This is a genomic window from Microbacterium sp. SCPM-O-B-15248 (M128), assembly GCF_058214835.1.
Genome location: NZ_JBYQLI010000002.1, coordinates 58,618 through 73,523, shown reverse-complemented (window position 1 = coordinate 73,523; position 14,906 = coordinate 58,618). Strand labels below are relative to the sequence as shown.

The 14,906-nt window shown below is 72.4% G+C and carries 14 protein-coding genes; 4 read left to right on the top strand and 10 right to left on the bottom strand.

Annotated elements, in window-relative coordinates; all coding sequences use genetic code 11:
* Positions 1 to 75: 75 nt before the first annotated feature.
* Positions 76 to 1,194, bottom strand: a complete 1,119-nt coding sequence (locus tag AC3E6M_RS03005; RefSeq protein WP_490528997.1) for a VIT1/CCC1 transporter family protein — start codon at positions 1,192 to 1,194, stop codon at positions 76 to 78.
* A gap of 122 nt (positions 1,195 to 1,316) precedes the next feature.
* Complete coding sequence (locus AC3E6M_RS03000) at positions 1,317 to 3,302, bottom strand: DEAD/DEAH box helicase (RefSeq protein WP_490528996.1); 1,986 nt, start codon at positions 3,300 to 3,302, stop codon at positions 1,317 to 1,319.
* 217 nt (positions 3,303 to 3,519) lie between these two features.
* Here AC3E6M_RS03000 and AC3E6M_RS02995 point away from each other — a divergent pair, with 217 nt between their 5' ends.
* Positions 3,520 to 4,380 carry an SGNH/GDSL hydrolase family protein gene (locus AC3E6M_RS02995; RefSeq protein ID WP_490528995.1) on the top strand — a complete coding sequence of 287 codons (861 nt, stop codon included), beginning with the start codon at positions 3,520 to 3,522 and terminating at the stop codon, positions 4,378 to 4,380.
* 10 nt (positions 4,381 to 4,390) lie between these two features.
* On the opposite strand, the gene AC3E6M_RS02990 is transcribed toward AC3E6M_RS02995, so the two are convergent.
* Complete coding sequence (locus tag AC3E6M_RS02990) at positions 4,391 to 5,197, bottom strand: TrmH family RNA methyltransferase (RefSeq protein ID WP_490528994.1); 807 nt, start codon at positions 5,195 to 5,197, stop codon at positions 4,391 to 4,393.
* 46 nt (positions 5,198 to 5,243) lie between these two features.
* Positions 5,244 to 6,446: an amidohydrolase family protein gene (locus AC3E6M_RS02985; protein WP_490528993.1), complete on the bottom strand. Its 1,203-nt coding sequence runs from the start codon at positions 6,444 to 6,446 to the stop codon at positions 5,244 to 5,246.
* A 108-nt stretch (positions 6,447 to 6,554) separates the two neighbouring features.
* On the opposite strand from AC3E6M_RS02985, the gene AC3E6M_RS02980 reads away from it, so the two are divergent.
* Both AC3E6M_RS02980 and AC3E6M_RS02975 read left to right on the top strand, forming a co-directional pair.
* Positions 6,555 to 7,403 carry a Sir2 family NAD-dependent protein deacetylase gene (locus AC3E6M_RS02980; RefSeq protein ID WP_490528992.1) on the top strand — a complete coding sequence of 283 codons (849 nt, stop codon included), beginning with the start codon at positions 6,555 to 6,557 and terminating at the stop codon, positions 7,401 to 7,403.
* Positions 7,404 to 7,446: 43 nt separating this feature from the next.
* On the top strand, positions 7,447 to 8,034 hold the full coding sequence (locus AC3E6M_RS02975; protein ID WP_138175836.1) for a histidine phosphatase family protein: 588 nt from the start codon (positions 7,447 to 7,449) through the stop codon (positions 8,032 to 8,034).
* Between the two features lie 16 nt (positions 8,035 to 8,050).
* Here AC3E6M_RS02975 and AC3E6M_RS02970 read toward each other — a convergent pair whose 3' ends face one another.
* The 6 genes from AC3E6M_RS02970 to pdhA form a co-directional block, all read right to left on the bottom strand.
* The gene (locus tag AC3E6M_RS02970) at positions 8,051 to 8,863 is read right to left on the bottom strand and encodes an HpcH/HpaI aldolase/citrate lyase family protein (RefSeq protein ID WP_490528991.1); all 813 of its coding nucleotides are present in this window, start codon (positions 8,861 to 8,863) and stop codon (positions 8,051 to 8,053) included.
* Entirely contained in the window at positions 8,860 to 9,327 is a 468-nt protein-coding gene (locus tag AC3E6M_RS02965) for a MaoC family dehydratase (RefSeq protein ID WP_138175832.1), read from the bottom strand. The genes AC3E6M_RS02970 and AC3E6M_RS02965 overlap by 4 nt, the downstream gene beginning before the upstream one ends.
* Complete coding sequence (locus AC3E6M_RS02960; protein WP_490528990.1) at positions 9,324 to 10,502, bottom strand: acyl-CoA dehydrogenase family protein; 1,179 nt, start codon at positions 10,500 to 10,502, stop codon at positions 9,324 to 9,326. Before AC3E6M_RS02960 ends, AC3E6M_RS02965 begins: the two co-directional genes overlap by 4 nt.
* An 81-nt stretch (positions 10,503 to 10,583) precedes the next feature.
* The gene (locus AC3E6M_RS02955; RefSeq protein WP_490528989.1) at positions 10,584 to 12,014 is read right to left on the bottom strand and encodes a dihydrolipoamide acetyltransferase family protein; all 1,431 of its coding nucleotides are present in this window, start codon (positions 12,012 to 12,014) and stop codon (positions 10,584 to 10,586) included.
* Positions 12,011 to 13,060: an alpha-ketoacid dehydrogenase subunit beta gene (locus AC3E6M_RS02950; RefSeq protein WP_490528988.1), complete on the bottom strand. Its 1,050-nt coding sequence runs from the start codon at positions 13,058 to 13,060 to the stop codon at positions 12,011 to 12,013. The genes AC3E6M_RS02955 and AC3E6M_RS02950 overlap by 4 nt, the downstream gene beginning before the upstream one ends.
* Complete coding sequence (gene pdhA / locus AC3E6M_RS02945) at positions 13,057 to 14,256, bottom strand: pyruvate dehydrogenase (acetyl-transferring) E1 component subunit alpha (protein ID WP_490528987.1); 1,200 nt, start codon at positions 14,254 to 14,256, stop codon at positions 13,057 to 13,059. Before pdhA ends, AC3E6M_RS02950 begins: the two co-directional genes overlap by 4 nt.
* Positions 14,257 to 14,425: 169 nt before the next feature.
* On the opposite strand from pdhA, the gene AC3E6M_RS02940 reads away from it, so the two are divergent.
* Positions 14,426 to 14,899, top strand: a complete 474-nt coding sequence (locus AC3E6M_RS02940; protein WP_490528986.1) for an Lrp/AsnC family transcriptional regulator — start codon at positions 14,426 to 14,428, stop codon at positions 14,897 to 14,899.
* Positions 14,900 to 14,906 lie beyond the last annotated feature (7 nt).

Below are 14,906 nucleotides of genomic sequence, written 5' to 3'. Positions count from 1 at the left end.
CGCCGCCGCGAGTGAGACACGGCGTGCCATGCCGCGTGTCACTCGCGGGAGCGTTTATCGATGGATGCCGCAGACTTAGGCCGCGGATACGCCGAAGAGCAGGCCCAACACGTACGTCACCGCGGCGGCGCCGAAGCCGATCGCGAGCTGACGGAGGCCGCGCTTGAGCGGCGACGCTCCGGACAGCAGACCCACCATCGCGCCGGTCCCGAGGAGGGCGATGCCCACGAGCACGAGGGCCACCACGACCGCGACGAGTCCGCTCAGCCCGAACAGCCACGGCAGCACGGGGATGATCGCGCCCGAGGCGAAGAACAGGAAGCTCGACAGAGCCGCCCCCCAGGCGCTCCCGACCACATCGTGCGAGGACTCCCCGGGGGCGGCCGCCACCGGAGCGTTGCCGTTCTGCGCGGCCGAGACGACGTCTCGGGCCTTCGCGAGAGCCTCGTCGGCGTCCATCCCGCGGGTGCGGTACACGAGCGCGAGCTCGTTGGCATCCAGGTCGAGGTGCGGCAGGGCCGAGTCGGCGAAGTCGCTCTCCTCGGTGGCCTTGAGCAGCTCTCGCTGCGAGCGCACCGACACGAACTCGCCCGCGCCCATCGACAGGGCCCCGGCGAGCAGGCCCGCGATTCCGCTGAACAGCACGAAGCTGGGGGCCACGCCCGTGGCCCCCACGCCCATTACGAGCGCGAGGTTGGACACCAGGCCGTCGTTCGCGCCGAAGACGGCGGCGCGGAACGTGCCCGACAGGCGCCGGCGTCCGCGCGCGGCGAGACCCCGCACGACCTCGTGGTGCACTTGCTCGTCGGCGGCCATCTGCGCCGTGGCGTAGGGCTCGTCGGCGTACGGCGAGCGCGCCTCGGCGTTCTGGGCCAGCGCGAGCACGAAGATCGAGCCGAAGCGGCGCGCCATCCACGCGAGCATCGTCGTGCCGAACCCCGCGCGCGGCAGTCGCTGCGGGGTGTCGCCGAGCAGGTCGAGCCAATGCTGCTCGTGGCGGCCCTCGGCCTCGGCGAGCGCGAGGAGGATCTCGCGCTCCTCGCCGGTGCGGCGGCTGGCGAGGTCGCGGTAGACGCGCGCCTCGGCGCGTTCGTCGACGAGGTAGCGCGCCCAGCGGCGGCGGTCGCGGGCGGTGGGTGTGGCGGCGATCGTCACGGGTCTCCTTCGGGTCGCCCCCACGTTAGGCGGCGGCATCCGTTCCCCCGGGCGCGTCGGCCGATACTGACAGCATTTCGGGGCCCCGAACCCCGGAAAGACGGGGATGCCACGGGCTCCGTGCCAGCATTTCGGAAGCGCGAAACCGCCACCGGGCGGCGTCAGGAGCGCACGCGCTGGCGCAGCACCTCGATGCGGGCCTGGAGCTGCGCGACGGTGGCGTGCGAGACCGCGGGGCCCCCGCAGATGCGGCGGAGCTCGGCGTGGACGAGCCCGTGCGGCTCTCCGGTGCGGCGGGCGTACAGCCCGACGAGGCTGTTGAGCAGCTGCCGCTGCTCTTTGAGGGTGCGGTGCAGTGGCTGGGGCAGACCGCCCTCGTCGACGCCCGGTGGCTCCTGGCCGCTCGCCTTCTGCTGCTCCTCGCGGCTCGAGCGGTGCCGCGACTGACGGGAGGCCCGCGTCATGAGGACTTCGTGCACCTGTTCGGGCTCGAGGATCCCCGGGATTCCGAGGAACTCCTCTTCTTCGATCGTGCCGGGGACGGCGAGCTGGCCGAATTCCTGCCCGTCGAAGAGCACGCGGTCGAAGTGGGCGAGCGACCCGAGCGCCTGGTACTCGAACTCCTGCTCGAGCGCGTCGGAGGCTTTGTCCTCACGCTCGGCGGCATCCATCATGTCTTCTTCGGCGTTCCACTGGTCTTCCGCGTCGCTGTCGCGGTCGAGGGCGTGGTCGCGCTGGGCCTCCATCTCGCCGGCGAGGGCTAGGAGCGGCGGCACGTTGGGGAGGAACACGCTCGCGGTCTCGCCGCGGCGTCGGGCCCGCACGAATCGGCCGATGGCCTGGGCGAAGAACAGCGGGGTCGAGGCGCTCGTGGCGTACACGCCGACGGCGAGGCGCGGGACGTCGACGCCCTCGGACACCATGCGCACGGCGACCATCCAGCGGCTCGTGCCCTTCGAGAATGTCTCGATGCGGCTCGAGGCCTCGGCCTCGTCGGAGAGGACGACCGTGACCTTCTCGCCGCTGATGTCCTCGAGGATCGTGGCGTAGGCGCGCGCGGCGGTCTGGTCGGTCGCGATGACGAGGCCTCCGGCGTCCGGGACCGTCTCGCGCACCTCGGTGAGCCGCCGGTCGGCCGAGCGCAGGACCGCGGGGATCCAGTCGCCGTTGGGGTCGAGCGCGGTGCGCCACGCCTGCGAGGTGATGTCCTTCGTGTTGTCCTGACCGAGCTGGGCCTCCATCTCTTCGCCGGCCTTGGTGCGCCAGCGCATCTGCCCGGCGTAGACGAGGAAGAACACGGGGCGGACGACGCCGTCGTCGAGCGCGCGGCGGTAGCCGTAGGCGTAGTCGGTGCGGGAGAGGCGGATGCCCTTGTCGTTGGGGTGGTACTCCACGAACGGGATGGGCGCGGTGTCGCTGCGGAACGGGGTCCCCGACAGCAGCAGGCGCCGGGTCGCCCGCCCGTACGCCTCGCGGAGCGCGTCGCCCCAGCTGAGGGCGTCGCCGCCGTGGTGCACCTCGTCGAGGATCACCAGGGTTCTGGCATCCATCGTCAGGAGCTGGTGCACCTCGGCCTTGACGGCGACCTGCGCGTAGGTGACCGCGACGCCGTGGTACTGCCGCGAGGGCGTGGCGTGGCGGTTGGAGAAGAACGGATCGAGGCGGATGCCGACCCGCGCGGCGGCCTCGGCCCACTGGGTCTTGAGGTGCTCGGTGGGGGCGACGACGACGATGCGATCGACGACGCGGCGGCGCATGAGCTCGGAGGCGAGGCGGAGCGCGAACGTCGTCTTACCGGCGCCCGGGGTGGCGGCGGCGAGGAAGTCGCGCGGGCCCTTGCCCTCGCCGTCGGGTCCGTCGAGGCCGAAATACAGGTCGAGCGCCTCGGCCTGCCACGCGCGCAGGCGCTGGGCGGTGCCCCAGGGGGCGCGCTGCGGGAACGAGGGCGAGAGGTGCTCGGCGGCGAAGCTGCCGAAGTGCGGCTCGGTGCCGTCGGGGTCGCGGGGCTCGAGGTCGAGGGACGGGGTGCCGCCCGGCGCGGAGTCACGCGGGGCCGGGACCGTGCCGAAGGCCGGATCGACCGCGACGGGAGCCGTGGTGTGCGAGGTGTCGGGGAGGGGCGTGGTGCGGGTGTCGTCTTCCAGCATCGAACCTCCATCCCTCGCGAGCGCGAACATCAACGATAGGTCACGGACCGGCCCTCCCGCGCCGGGCTGTGGACGTTCCGCCGCCCCATCGGCGATAAACGCTTCCTGCACCGAAACACGCTCGCTGCGCGCGTTTCCCAGTGCAGGAAGCGTTTATCGCGGGGGTGCGGCCCTTGCCCTGTCGGAGCCCGGGGATAGCCTGGAGGAGGAGGTTTCGATGACACTCGACCCGCACTCGCCCCGCGTCCCGTCCGCGTCCGACAACCCCGGCCCGCACCCCTGGCGCCGGTTCGTCGCCCTCGGCGACTCCTTCACCGAGGGGATCGGCGACCCGCTGCCGGACGGCGGTCACCGCGGCTGGGCCGACCGCGTGGCCGAAGTGCTGGCGGCGCAGGTCGACGATTTCGCCTATGCGAATCTCGCCGTGCGGGGCAAGCTCATCGCGCAGATCGTCGCCGATCAGATCGAGCCGGCCCTGGCCCTGAAGCCCGACCTCATCACGTTCTCGGCGGGGGGCAACGACGTCATCCGCCCCAAGACCGATCCCGACGTCGTCGCCCAGCAGTTCGAAGATGCGGTGGTCCGTCTGCGCAGCGGGGGCGCCACGGTCGTGGTCTTCACCGGCATCGACACGGAGTTCACCCCGGTGTTCCGCGGCATCCGAGGAAAGGTCGCGATCTACAACGAGAACATCCGCTCCATCGCCGACCGCTACGACTGCATCGTCGCCAACCAGTGGGGCCTGAAAGAGGTGCAGGACATGCGCTTCTTCGATGACGACCGGCTGCACTACAACACACTCGGCCACCACGAGGTCGCACGCATGGTGTTGCGCGCGCTGAACGTACCGAACGACCTGCAGCCGATGCAGCCCGAGGCGCTGACACCGACGACCTGGCGCGCCGCCCGCGAGAAGGACTTCGTCTGGGCGCGCGAATACCTCGTGCCCTGGGTGCTGCGGCGCCTGCGCCACGAGTCCTCGGGCGACCACATCCTCCCCAAGCGGCCCGAACCGCTGCCCGTGACCTTCCTCGCCCCCGGGCAGGATGCCACGGCCGCCCGCGAGACGCAGGTCTGAGCCCCGCACCTCAGCGCAGCGCGCGCCCCAGCTCCCACAGCGCCACGGCGCTCGCCGCGGCGACGTTGAGCGAGTCCACTCCCCCGGCCATCGGGATCGTCACGACCGTATCGGCGGCGGCGAGCGCACCCCGGCTCAGGCCGTCGCCCTCGGAACCCATCAGCAGAGCCACCCGCTCATGCCCCGCGGCGGCGAAATCGTCGAGGGCCACGGCGTCGTCGGCGAGCGCGAGGGCGGCCAGGTGCAGCCCCGCACCCTCGAGCAGCGGCTTCGCCGCGGTCCACTCGGGCAACCGCGTCCACGGCACCTGGAACACCGTGCCCATACTGACCCGGACGCTCCGCCGGTACAGCGGGTCGGCGCAGCGCGGGGTCACGAGCACCGCGTCCGCGCCGAGCGCCGCGGCCGAACGGAACGCCGCACCGACATTGGTGTGATCCCCGATGTCCTCGAGCACGACGACGAGGCGCGCGCCCGCCACGACCTCCGCCACGGACCGGAGCGGCGGACGGTGCATGGATGCCAGCAGCCCCCGGTGCACGGTGTACCCGGTGACCTGTTCGGCGACCTCGGCCGGGACGACGTAGATCTCGGCACCCTCGCCGACGAGGGCGAGGGTGTCGGTAAGGAACTTCTCCTGCACGAGCACGGAGCGGGGACGGTGTCCGGCGCGCAGCGCCCGGTCGAGCACCTTCGACGACTCCGCGATGTACAGGCCGCCCGCGGGCTCGCTCACGCGACGCAGCGTCACGTCCGTGAGGTCGCGGTAGTCGGCGAGGCGCGGGTCGTCGGCGGAGTCCAGGGCGATGACGGGCATCGTCCCACTCTGCCAGGCGGGGAGCGGACACCGCCCCCGCCCCGCCTCAGGCCACGTGCAGGACGCGTCCGCCGCCGATGACGAGGGCCCGCTCGGGCTGGCGTACGAGCGCGTCCATGGGGTTCTCGGCATCCACGAGCACGATGTCGGCACGAGCACCCTCGACGAGGTCGTGCGTCTCGCGTCCGACCGCCCACGCTCCCGCGCTGGTGGCCAGCTGCACGACGCGGAGGAGGTCGTCGTCACGCACGAGTCCGCCGGCGCGGGCGTACTGCCACGCGATCCCGAGCGTGTCGCCGGTGCCGTACGGGCTCCACAGGTCGCGGATACCGTCGGTGCCGAGCCCGAACCGCACTCCTGCGGCATCCAGCTCGTCCAGCGGCAGCTGCGGCAGGCGCAGCGGCGCGACGGTCGTCATGCTGACCCCGGCCTCGCCCATCGCGCCGAGCAGGTCACGCCGGTGCGCGGGGTCGAGCTGCGCGACGGCGAAGCCGTGCGCGATGTTCACACGCCCCTGCAGCCCGAGGCGCACGGCGCGCTCGACGATCAGCTCGATCTGGAAGGCGCCGAGCTCGGCGGGATCGTGCAGGTGGATGTCGACGCCGCGACCGGTGTCGGCGGCGAGCGCGGTGATCGCTTCGATCTGACCGACCGGGTCGCGGTCGATCGTCGCGGGGTCGAGACCGCCGATCCAGCGGACGGCGTCGTGCGCGGCGGCGGCCCGGAGCAGGTCGAGCACTCCGGGGCGGCGCAGCACCCCGTCCTGCGGGAACGCGACGATCTGCACCTCGACGGCACCCCCGTACGCGGCGGCGGCCTCGGCGACGGCGTCGATCCCGCGCAGCCCGATCCCGGCGTCGACGTCGACGTGACTGCGGATCGCGGTCGTGCCGTGCCGCACGAGTTCCGCGAGCACGCGCGCGGCACGCGGGACCGAGGGGATGCCGAGGGCCTCGCGCCGGTCCCGCTCGTGGCGGATGCGCCCCTCGGTGCTCGACTCGCCGCCGTACGACTGCCACGGAAGGCCCCACCACGATTTGTCGACGTGCGCGTGGGCGTTGATGATCCCGGGGAGGGCCAGCATCCCGCGCCCGTCGAACTCCCGGGCGCCGACGGGGTCGGAGCCGACCGGCGCGACCCGCGCGATGCGTCCGTCCTCGATGACGATGTCGACGGGATCCCCTCCCCACGGCCGCACGCGGCGGAGGCGGGTGACGTCGAAGAAGGCCGGGGAGGGTGTGGGGGTCATGGCCCGATTATCCGTGGTCGCCCTTGCGAACCGCCCGGGGGTGGCGCCGAGCGGGCGGCGACGACGGGGTCGGCGGGCGGTCCTAGACTCGATCCGACGGAGGTGGGCATGACGGACACGACGAAGGATGCCGGGATCGCGGCATCCATCGATCGAGCCGTCGAGGTGCTCGCCGGACGCCGCATCGCCGTCCTGACCGGCGCGGGCGTGTCCACCGACTCCGGCATTCCCGACTACCGCGGCAAGGGAGCGCCCACGCGCACCCCGATGACGGCGCAGCAGTTCTTGGCCAGCGCCGACGCGCGCCGCCGGTACTGGGTCGGCAGTCACCTCGGCTGGAAGGTGTTCGCCGCCGCCGCACCCAACGACGGGCACCGCGCGCTCGCCGCGCTCGAGGACTCCGGCGTCTCCACCGGTGTCATCACGCAGAACGTCGACGGGCTCCACGTGCGCGCCGGCAGTCACCGCGTCGTCGAGCTGCACGGCACGATGCGCCGCGTGGGGTGTCTGCACTGCGGGCAGGTGTTCGACCGCCGCGACCTCGCGGCACGCGTCGAAGCCGACAATCCGTGGATCGCCCTGCCCGAGAACGTCGAACTCGGTCCCGACGGCGATGTCACCCCGGCATCGGCTGACGGTTTCGTCGTCCCGGTGTGCTCGGTGTGCGGCGGGACGCTGAAGCCCGACGTGGTGTTCTTCGGCGAGTACATCCCGGTCGAGAAGTTCCGCGAGGCCGAACAACTCGTGCACGCCAGCCAAGCGCTGGTCGTGGTCGGCTCCTCGCTCGTGGTCAATTCCGGCATCCGCCTGGTGGAGCGGGCGCGGCGCCGCCGCCTCCCCGTCGTGATCATCAACCGCGGCGAGACCCGTGCCGACCAGCGTGCGGCGGTCAAGATCGAGGGCGGTACGACCGACGTGCTGCGGGCGTTGTCCGAGCGGCTGCCGCCCCTGGCGTGACGCTCGCGGGGCCGCACCGGGGAGCGCGGGTTAGGCTCGACTCGTGACGATCCTCACCCTCGTACGCCACGGCGAGACCGACTGGAACGCCGGCCAACGCATCCAGGGCTCGACCGACATCCCCCTCAACGACACGGGCCGCGCGCAGGCCCGCGAGGTCGCCGCGACCCTCGCCGACGATCTCGTCGGGAGCGATGTCGTCGTCGTCTCGAGCGACCTGTCGCGCGCCGCCGAGACCGCCGACACGATCGCCGCGGCCCTCGGCACCACCGTCACCCGTCGCCTCCCGGGCCTGCGCGAACGCTCCTACGGCGACGCCGAGGGCATGGACGCACAGACCTTCGCCGCGACCTACGGGCCGTGGAACACCGCTCAGGTCCCGGGCGCCGAGGCGTGGCCGCTCGTGCGCGAACGCGCGCTGGCGTCGATCGCCGAGGTCGTGTCCGAGACCCCCGAGGGCGCACACGTCATCGCGGTGGCGCACGGAGCGCTCATCCGCGAGGTCATCCTGCACGCCACCGACGGAGCGTTCCCCCGCGTCGGCGAGCGACTGCCCAACTGCTCCGCCACCGTGTTCCGCCTCGACGGCGAGGCCTGGGAGCTGCTGGCCTACGCCGGCGTCGTGAGCTGAGCGGCCGCTTCGGGACTCACGTCCCGGCGCGCCGGAGCAGCGCGCGGGCGTGCCGCAGGATCGGCTCGTCGATCATGCGCCCCTCGTAGCGGAACACGCCCCGCTCCCCTGCGGCTGCCGCGAGCACGCCCTCGGCCCACGTGCGCTGATCCGGCGTCGGCGCGTACGCCGACCGGATGGTCGTGACCTGGCCCGGGTGGATGCACGCGGTCGCGGTGAAGCCCGAGGCGGCGGCATCCCGAGCTTCGGACGACAGACCGTCGAGATCGGCGATGTCGACGTGCACGGCGTCGATCGCGGCCTTCCCGAACGCTCCCGCCGCCAGCAGCACGCGGGCGCGGGCGAGCCGTGCGACATCGCGGTACGCGCCGTCGTCACGGCGGCTGGAGGTGCCGCCCATGCTCGCCACGAGGTCTTCCGCTCCCCACATCAGCGCAACCACCGACGGCAGCGCTGCGAGCTGTTCCGCCGCGGCCACCCCGCGCGCGGTCTCGCACAGGGCGATGACCTCGTACGCGTCGACGGGCGCGAGGGATGCCGCGGACTCGGCCTTGGCGACCATCACGCGGCGGATGCGGGTGCGGGCGAGGGCCGCGAGATCCCGGGCGAACTCAGGGGTGGCGGGCGCGTTGACCCGCACGATGACCCGGTCCGGATCGGGGTCCGCGGCGATCAGGGCCGCGCGCGCGACCTCCTTGGCATCCGGGGCGACGGCGTCCTCGAGGTCGAGGATCGCGGCATCCGCCCTCTCCCGCGCCTTCGCGAGGCGCTCGGGGCGGTCGCCGGGGACGAAGAGCAGCGCCGGGCCGAGATCGAACGCCCCGGTCACGTCGCGGCATCCATCGACCACACCAGCACCGTCCGGGTCGCGGTGGCCACGACCTCGTCGTTCTGCGAACGCCCGGTGTGCGCGAGCACGACCACGCCCTGGCCGGGACGCGACGCCGAGGCGCGTGCCGAGACCACCTCGGTCTCGGCGAGGAGAGTGTCGCCGATGAACAGCGGCGCCGGGAAGCTGACGTCCGTCAACCCGAGCTGCGCGACGAGCGTGCCCTGGGTCAGCTGCGCGACCGAGAGACCCACGAGCGTCGACAGCGTCCACATCGAGTTGATCAGCGTGCGACCGAACGGCTGGGTCGCCGCGTACGCGGCATCCAGGTGCAGGGCCTGCGCGTTCATCGTGAGGGTCGTGAACAGGACGTTATCGGCCTCGGTGACCGTCCGCCCGGGCCGGTGCACATAGCGCTCGCCGACGATGAACTCCTCCAGAAACAGGCCACGCTGCTCGATCATGCGGCCACGGTACTCCCCCACAGGCCCAGTGCTCGCGAGATCACCATGAGCTGCACCTCGGTCGTCCCCTCGCCGATCTCGAGGATTTTCGAGTCCCGGTAGTGCCGCGCCACCGGGTACTCGTTGATGAAGCCGTTCCCGCCGAAGATCTGCGTGGCGTCGCGCGCGTTCGCCATCGCCGCGTCGCTCGCGGTCATCTTGGCCACCGCGGCATCCACCGCGAAGGGCTTTCCCGCATCGCACAGGCGCGCGGCGTGCACCCACGCCAACCGCGCGGTGTGCACCCGGGCGTGCATCCGCGCGAGCGTGAACTGCACGTTCTGCCGCGTCGACAGGCGATCGCCGAAGACGGTGCGGCTCCGGGCGTAGTCGACCGCCGCCTCGAGGCATCCCTCCGCGGCGCCGGTCGCCAGGGCCGCGATCGCCACGCGACCCTCGTCGAGCGTGCGCAGGAAGTTCTTGAACCCGAGCCCGCGCTCGCCGAGGAGGTTCGCCGCGGGCACGCGCACGCCGTCGAAGGTCAACGGGTGCGTGTCGGAGGCGTTCCACCCGACCTTGTCGTACGCCGGACCGACCGTGAAACCCGCGGTGCCGGCGGGCACGATGAGGGTCGAGATCTCGGGGCGATTGCCGCTGCGGTCGGTCACCGCGGTGACGGCGACGTAGCTCGTGATGGCGGTGCCGGAGTTGGTGATGAACTGCTTCGAACCGTCGATCACCCACTCGTCGCCGTCGAGCCGCGCGGTCGTGCGGGTCGCCCCCGCGTCGCTGCCGGCCTCGGCCTCGGTCAGGCCGAACCCGGCGAGCGCGCGCCCGGCCACGAGGTCGGGGAGGTACTCGGCCTTCTGCGCGTCGCTGCCGAAGCGGTACAGCGGCATGGCGCCCAGTCCCACGCCGGCCTCCAGGGTGATCGCGAGCGACTGGTCCACCCGTGCGATGGCTTCGATCGCGACGCACAGCGCCGCGTAGTCGCCCCCCTGTCCGCCGACATCCTCGGGGAACGGCAGGCCGAACAGCCCCAGCTCCCCCATCTGCGCGACGATGTCGAGCGGCAGTTCGTGCGCGCGGTCGGCCTCGTACGATCGCGGCGCGATCACCTCGTCGGCGAATTCGCGGACCATTCCGGCGAGCTCGCGCTCGTCGTCGGTGAAGGCGTGCTGAGTGTCGATGCTCACGGGGGATCCTCCTCGGGATCGGGAAAAGGGGATGCCGCGGACGCGGCGTTCGGGTCGGTGGGGGCGCTCGCCGCCCCGCGATCACCGCAGCAGCATCGCTCTGCCCGGCTCGCGCAGCACCCCGGCGACGTCGGTGAGGAAGCGCGCGGCCTCCGCACCGTCGACGACGCGGTGATCGAACGAGAGGCTGAGAGTCAGCACGTCGCGCAGGGCGATCTCGCCCCGGTGCTCCCACGGGGTGCGGCGCACCGCTCCCACGGCGAGGATCCCGGCCTCGCCCGGGTTGAGGATCGGCGTGCCGGCATCCACCCCGAAGACCCCGACGTTCGTGATCGAGAACGTCCCGCCGGTCATGTCCACCGGGGCCGTGCGTCCGGCCCGCGCGGTCGCGGCCAGCCCGGCGATCGCGTCGGCGAGGTCGACGAGCGCGAGGGTCTCGGCATCCCGGATCACCGGCACGACGAGCCCACGATCGGTCGCGGCGGCGATGCCGAGGTTCACGTAGTGGTGCTCGACGATCTCGCCCGACTCGTCGTCCCAGTGCGCGTTCAGCGCCGGCGTGCGACCGATCGCGAGGCACACCGCCTTCGCGACGATCGCGAGCACACCGATCCGGTGACCATCGAGCGCGCGATCGTGCGTGAAGGACGCCAGCAGCTCGGTGGTCGCGGTGACGTCGATCGTGAGGAACGTCGTCGCGTGCGGGGCGGTGAAGGCGCTGCGCACCATCGCGGCAGCAGTGTGCTTGCGCACGCCGCGGATGGGTGTGCGCGTGACGCGCGGGTCGGAACGAACAGCCGGGGGGACCGTCGACGCGAGAGAAGGGGAAGTGCGCGCGAACTCCTCCACGTGCGCCCGTGTGACGAGATCGCCGGGATGAACGGCGGCCACGCGGGCGAGGTCGACGCCGAGGTCCTTGGCGAGCTTGCGGACCGGCGGCGTGGAGCGCGGCCGCTCGACCGGCACCTCGACGGGAGCGGAGCGGACGACGTCGTGCGGCGCCGCCGCCTGGACGGCGGAGTCGACGTCGATCACCGTCGTGGCGGTCGTGCGCGCGCGGCGCCGCGGCCGGACGCCCGACGTCGGAGCCGCGCCGTACCCGACGAGGTTCGGTGTCGCCGCTCCCTCGCGGCCCGTCGGGCGGAGATCGTCGGCGACACGCCGCTCGGCGGTCGCCGCCACCGGCGTGTCGGGTGTCGACTCCGCCGGACGGTCCGCCGGCGGGGCGGCCGTGGGCTCCGGCGGCTCGGGTTCCGATCCGGCATCCTCGTCTCCCCCGACGGCGAAGGACACCAGGGGCGAGCCGACGGCGACGACATCGCCGGCCGAGGCGTGCAGTCCCCGCACGATCCCGGCGTAGGGCGAGGGAATCTCGACGACCGCCTTGGCCGTCTCGACCTCGGCGATGGTCTGGTTCAGCGACACCTCGTCGCCCTCGGCGACGTGCCACAGCACGATCTCGGCCTCGGGCAGTCCCTCGCCGAGATCGGGAAGGCGGAATTCGGCGATCATCGGACACCCTCTTCGAGGGTGCTTCCGGCGGGCGCGAGGCCACCCGCGGGAGGCGCGCCGGTATCGCGCTCCCACACCCGATCCACCGCGTGCAGGATGCGGTCGAGGTCGGGCACGTGGTGCTTCTCGAGCTTGGCCGGCGGATACGGGATGTCGTGCCCGGTGACGCGCTGCGGCGGCGCCTCGAGGAAGGGGAAGCAGCGCTCGGTGATGCTCGCCACGATCTCGGCGCCCACCCCCGCCTGGCGCGCCGCCTCGTGGACGACGACGACCCGGCCGGTCTTGCGCACCGACGCGGCGACGGTGTGGAGGTCCATCGGCGACAGGGACCGCACGTCGATCACCTCGATCGAGATCCCCTCGTCCTCGGCGGCGAGAGCGGCATCCAACGCCGTGCGCACCGAGGCGCCATAGGTGACGATCGTCACGTCCGTTCCCTCCCGGGCGACGCGGGCGAGGTGCAGGGGCGGGGCGTCCGCGAGATCGGCATCCAGATCGACCTCGCCCTTGGAGTGGTACAGACGCTTCGGCTCGAAGAACACGACCGGATCGTCGGATGCCACGGCCTGACGCAGCATGACGTAGGCGTCCTGCGGGGTCGAGGCGGTCACGACCCGCAGACCCGCCGTGTGCACGAAATACGCCTCGGGCGACTCGGAGTGGTGCTCGGCCGCCCCCACGCCGCCGGCCCAGGGGATGCGGATGACCAGCGGCATCCGGATGCGTCCGTTGCTGCGGTAGTGGAGCTTGGCGACTTGGCAGACGATCTGATCGAAGGCGGGGTAGACGAAGCCGTCGAACTGGATCTCGACGACGGGCCGGTAGCCGCGCAGGGCGAGGCCGACGGCGGTGCCGACGATGCCGGCCTCGGCGAGCGGGGTGTCGATGACGCGCGGGGCACCGAAGCGCTCCTGCAGGCCGTCGGTGACCCGGAAGACGCCGCCGAGCGTGCCGATGTCCTCCCCCAGGAGCAGGACCCGGTCATCGTCGGACATCGCCCGGGCCAGGCCCGCGGTGATCGCCGATCCGAGGGTGAGCGCGGTCATCGGTCCTCCTCCGTGGCGAAGCCCGCGAGGTACTCGACGTACTCGGCGCGCTGAGCGGCCAGCGGGGCGTGGGGTTCGGCGTAGACGTGGTCGAACACGGTCTCCGGGGCCCGGGTGACCGCCCCGATGCAGGCGGCTCGCACCTCGGTGGCGAGAGCGTCGGCGGCCGCGGCGACCTCGGCGAGCGCGGAGTCGTCGATCACGCCCTCGGCGCACAGGTACGCCTCGAACCGGGCGATCGGGTCGCGCTCGGCCCACCGTTCGACCTCGTCCACCGTGCGGTAGCGGGTCGGGTCGTCCGACGTCGTGTGCGGCCCCATCCGATACGTCACGGCCTCGAGGAACGAGGGTCCTTCGCCCCGGCGCGCGCGGTCCAGCGCCCACCGCATGGCGGCGACGCACGCGAGCACGTCGTTGCCGTCGATCCGCAGGCTCGGGATGCCGAAGCCCGGCGCCCGGCCCGCGATGGGGTGCTTCGCCTGGACGGTGACCGGCTCCGAGATCGCCCACTGGTTGTTGGAGCAGACGAAGACCATCGGCGCGCCGAAGGACGACGCGAACACCATCGCCTCGTTGACGTCGCCCTGGCTCGTCGCACCGTCGCCGAAGTACGCCACGGCGACGTCGGTGGAGCCGTCGCGCTGCGCACCCATCGCCCACCCGGTGGCGTGCAGCGCCTGGGCTCCGATGATGATCTGCATGGGCGCGACGTTGATGCTCGCGTGGTCGTAGGCGGAGTGCTCCTCGCCACGCCACGCGAGCATGTAGCCCTCGGGCTTCGCCCCGCGCGCCAAGAGGACGCCGTGCTCGCGGTAGCTGGGGAAGGCGAAGTCGCCGGCGGAGAGTGCGTGAGCGGTGCCGATCTGCACCGCCTCCTGACCGCGACACGGTGCCCACAGCGCGAGCTGCCCCTGACGCTGCAACGCGACGCCCTCGGCATCCAGGCGGCGGGTGAGGACCATGTCGCGGTGGAGGGCGCGCAGCTCGTGCGGCGACAGGTCGGCGATCCAGGGGTCCAGCGCGGGATCGGGCACGCGCGTCCCGTCCGGTTCGAGCAGTCGGGCGACGTCGCCCCCGTCCTCGGAGCGGGGCGTCCTCCCCCGCGCAGCGGACTCGTGCGTTCGTTCGGCATCCGCCGCGGTTCCGTCGACAGCCGATCCGTGGTGAGGAGTGGTCTGGGTGTACGTCATCGTCATCCCTCCAGGTGCGGCCCGCGATCCTCGTGGGAGCGGGGCAGTCCGGGTGCCGGCGGCGTCGCCGACACGGCCGACCGTACGCGGGGAAGGCAGGGCGCTCAAGACCCGCGCCACGGGTTCAGCATTGTGCGCATTGCGATGACCGAGCATCCTGCTAATGTTTCGCACCATGACCAAGCTCGACGCGGTCGACCTCGACCTCCTCCGCGCCCTGTCCCACGATCCCCGCGCCACCGTCGTCGCGCTCGCCGAGAAGCTGGGCCTCTCGCGCAACACCGTCCAGGCGCGGATGGTCCGCCTCGAGAAGGGCGGCGTGTTCCTGTCCTACGAGCGCACGCTGTCGGCCGAGGCGTTGGGTTTCCCGATCGAGGCGTTCCTGCAGGTCACGGTGCGGCAGGCCGAGCTGCCTGCGATCCGTGAAGCCCTCGCCCGAGTGCCCGAAGTGCTGCAGGCACACGGCCTCAGCGGACAGGTCGACCTGCTCGTGCGGGTGGCCTGCCGCGACACCCAGCACTTGTTCGACACCGACGCCCGCATCCTCTCGATCGAGGGCGTCGAACGCACCGAGACCTCGCTCGTGATGGGCGAGGTCATCGGTTACCGCGTCGCGCCGCTGATGGACCTGGCGCGCGAGCAGCTGTAGCGGCGCG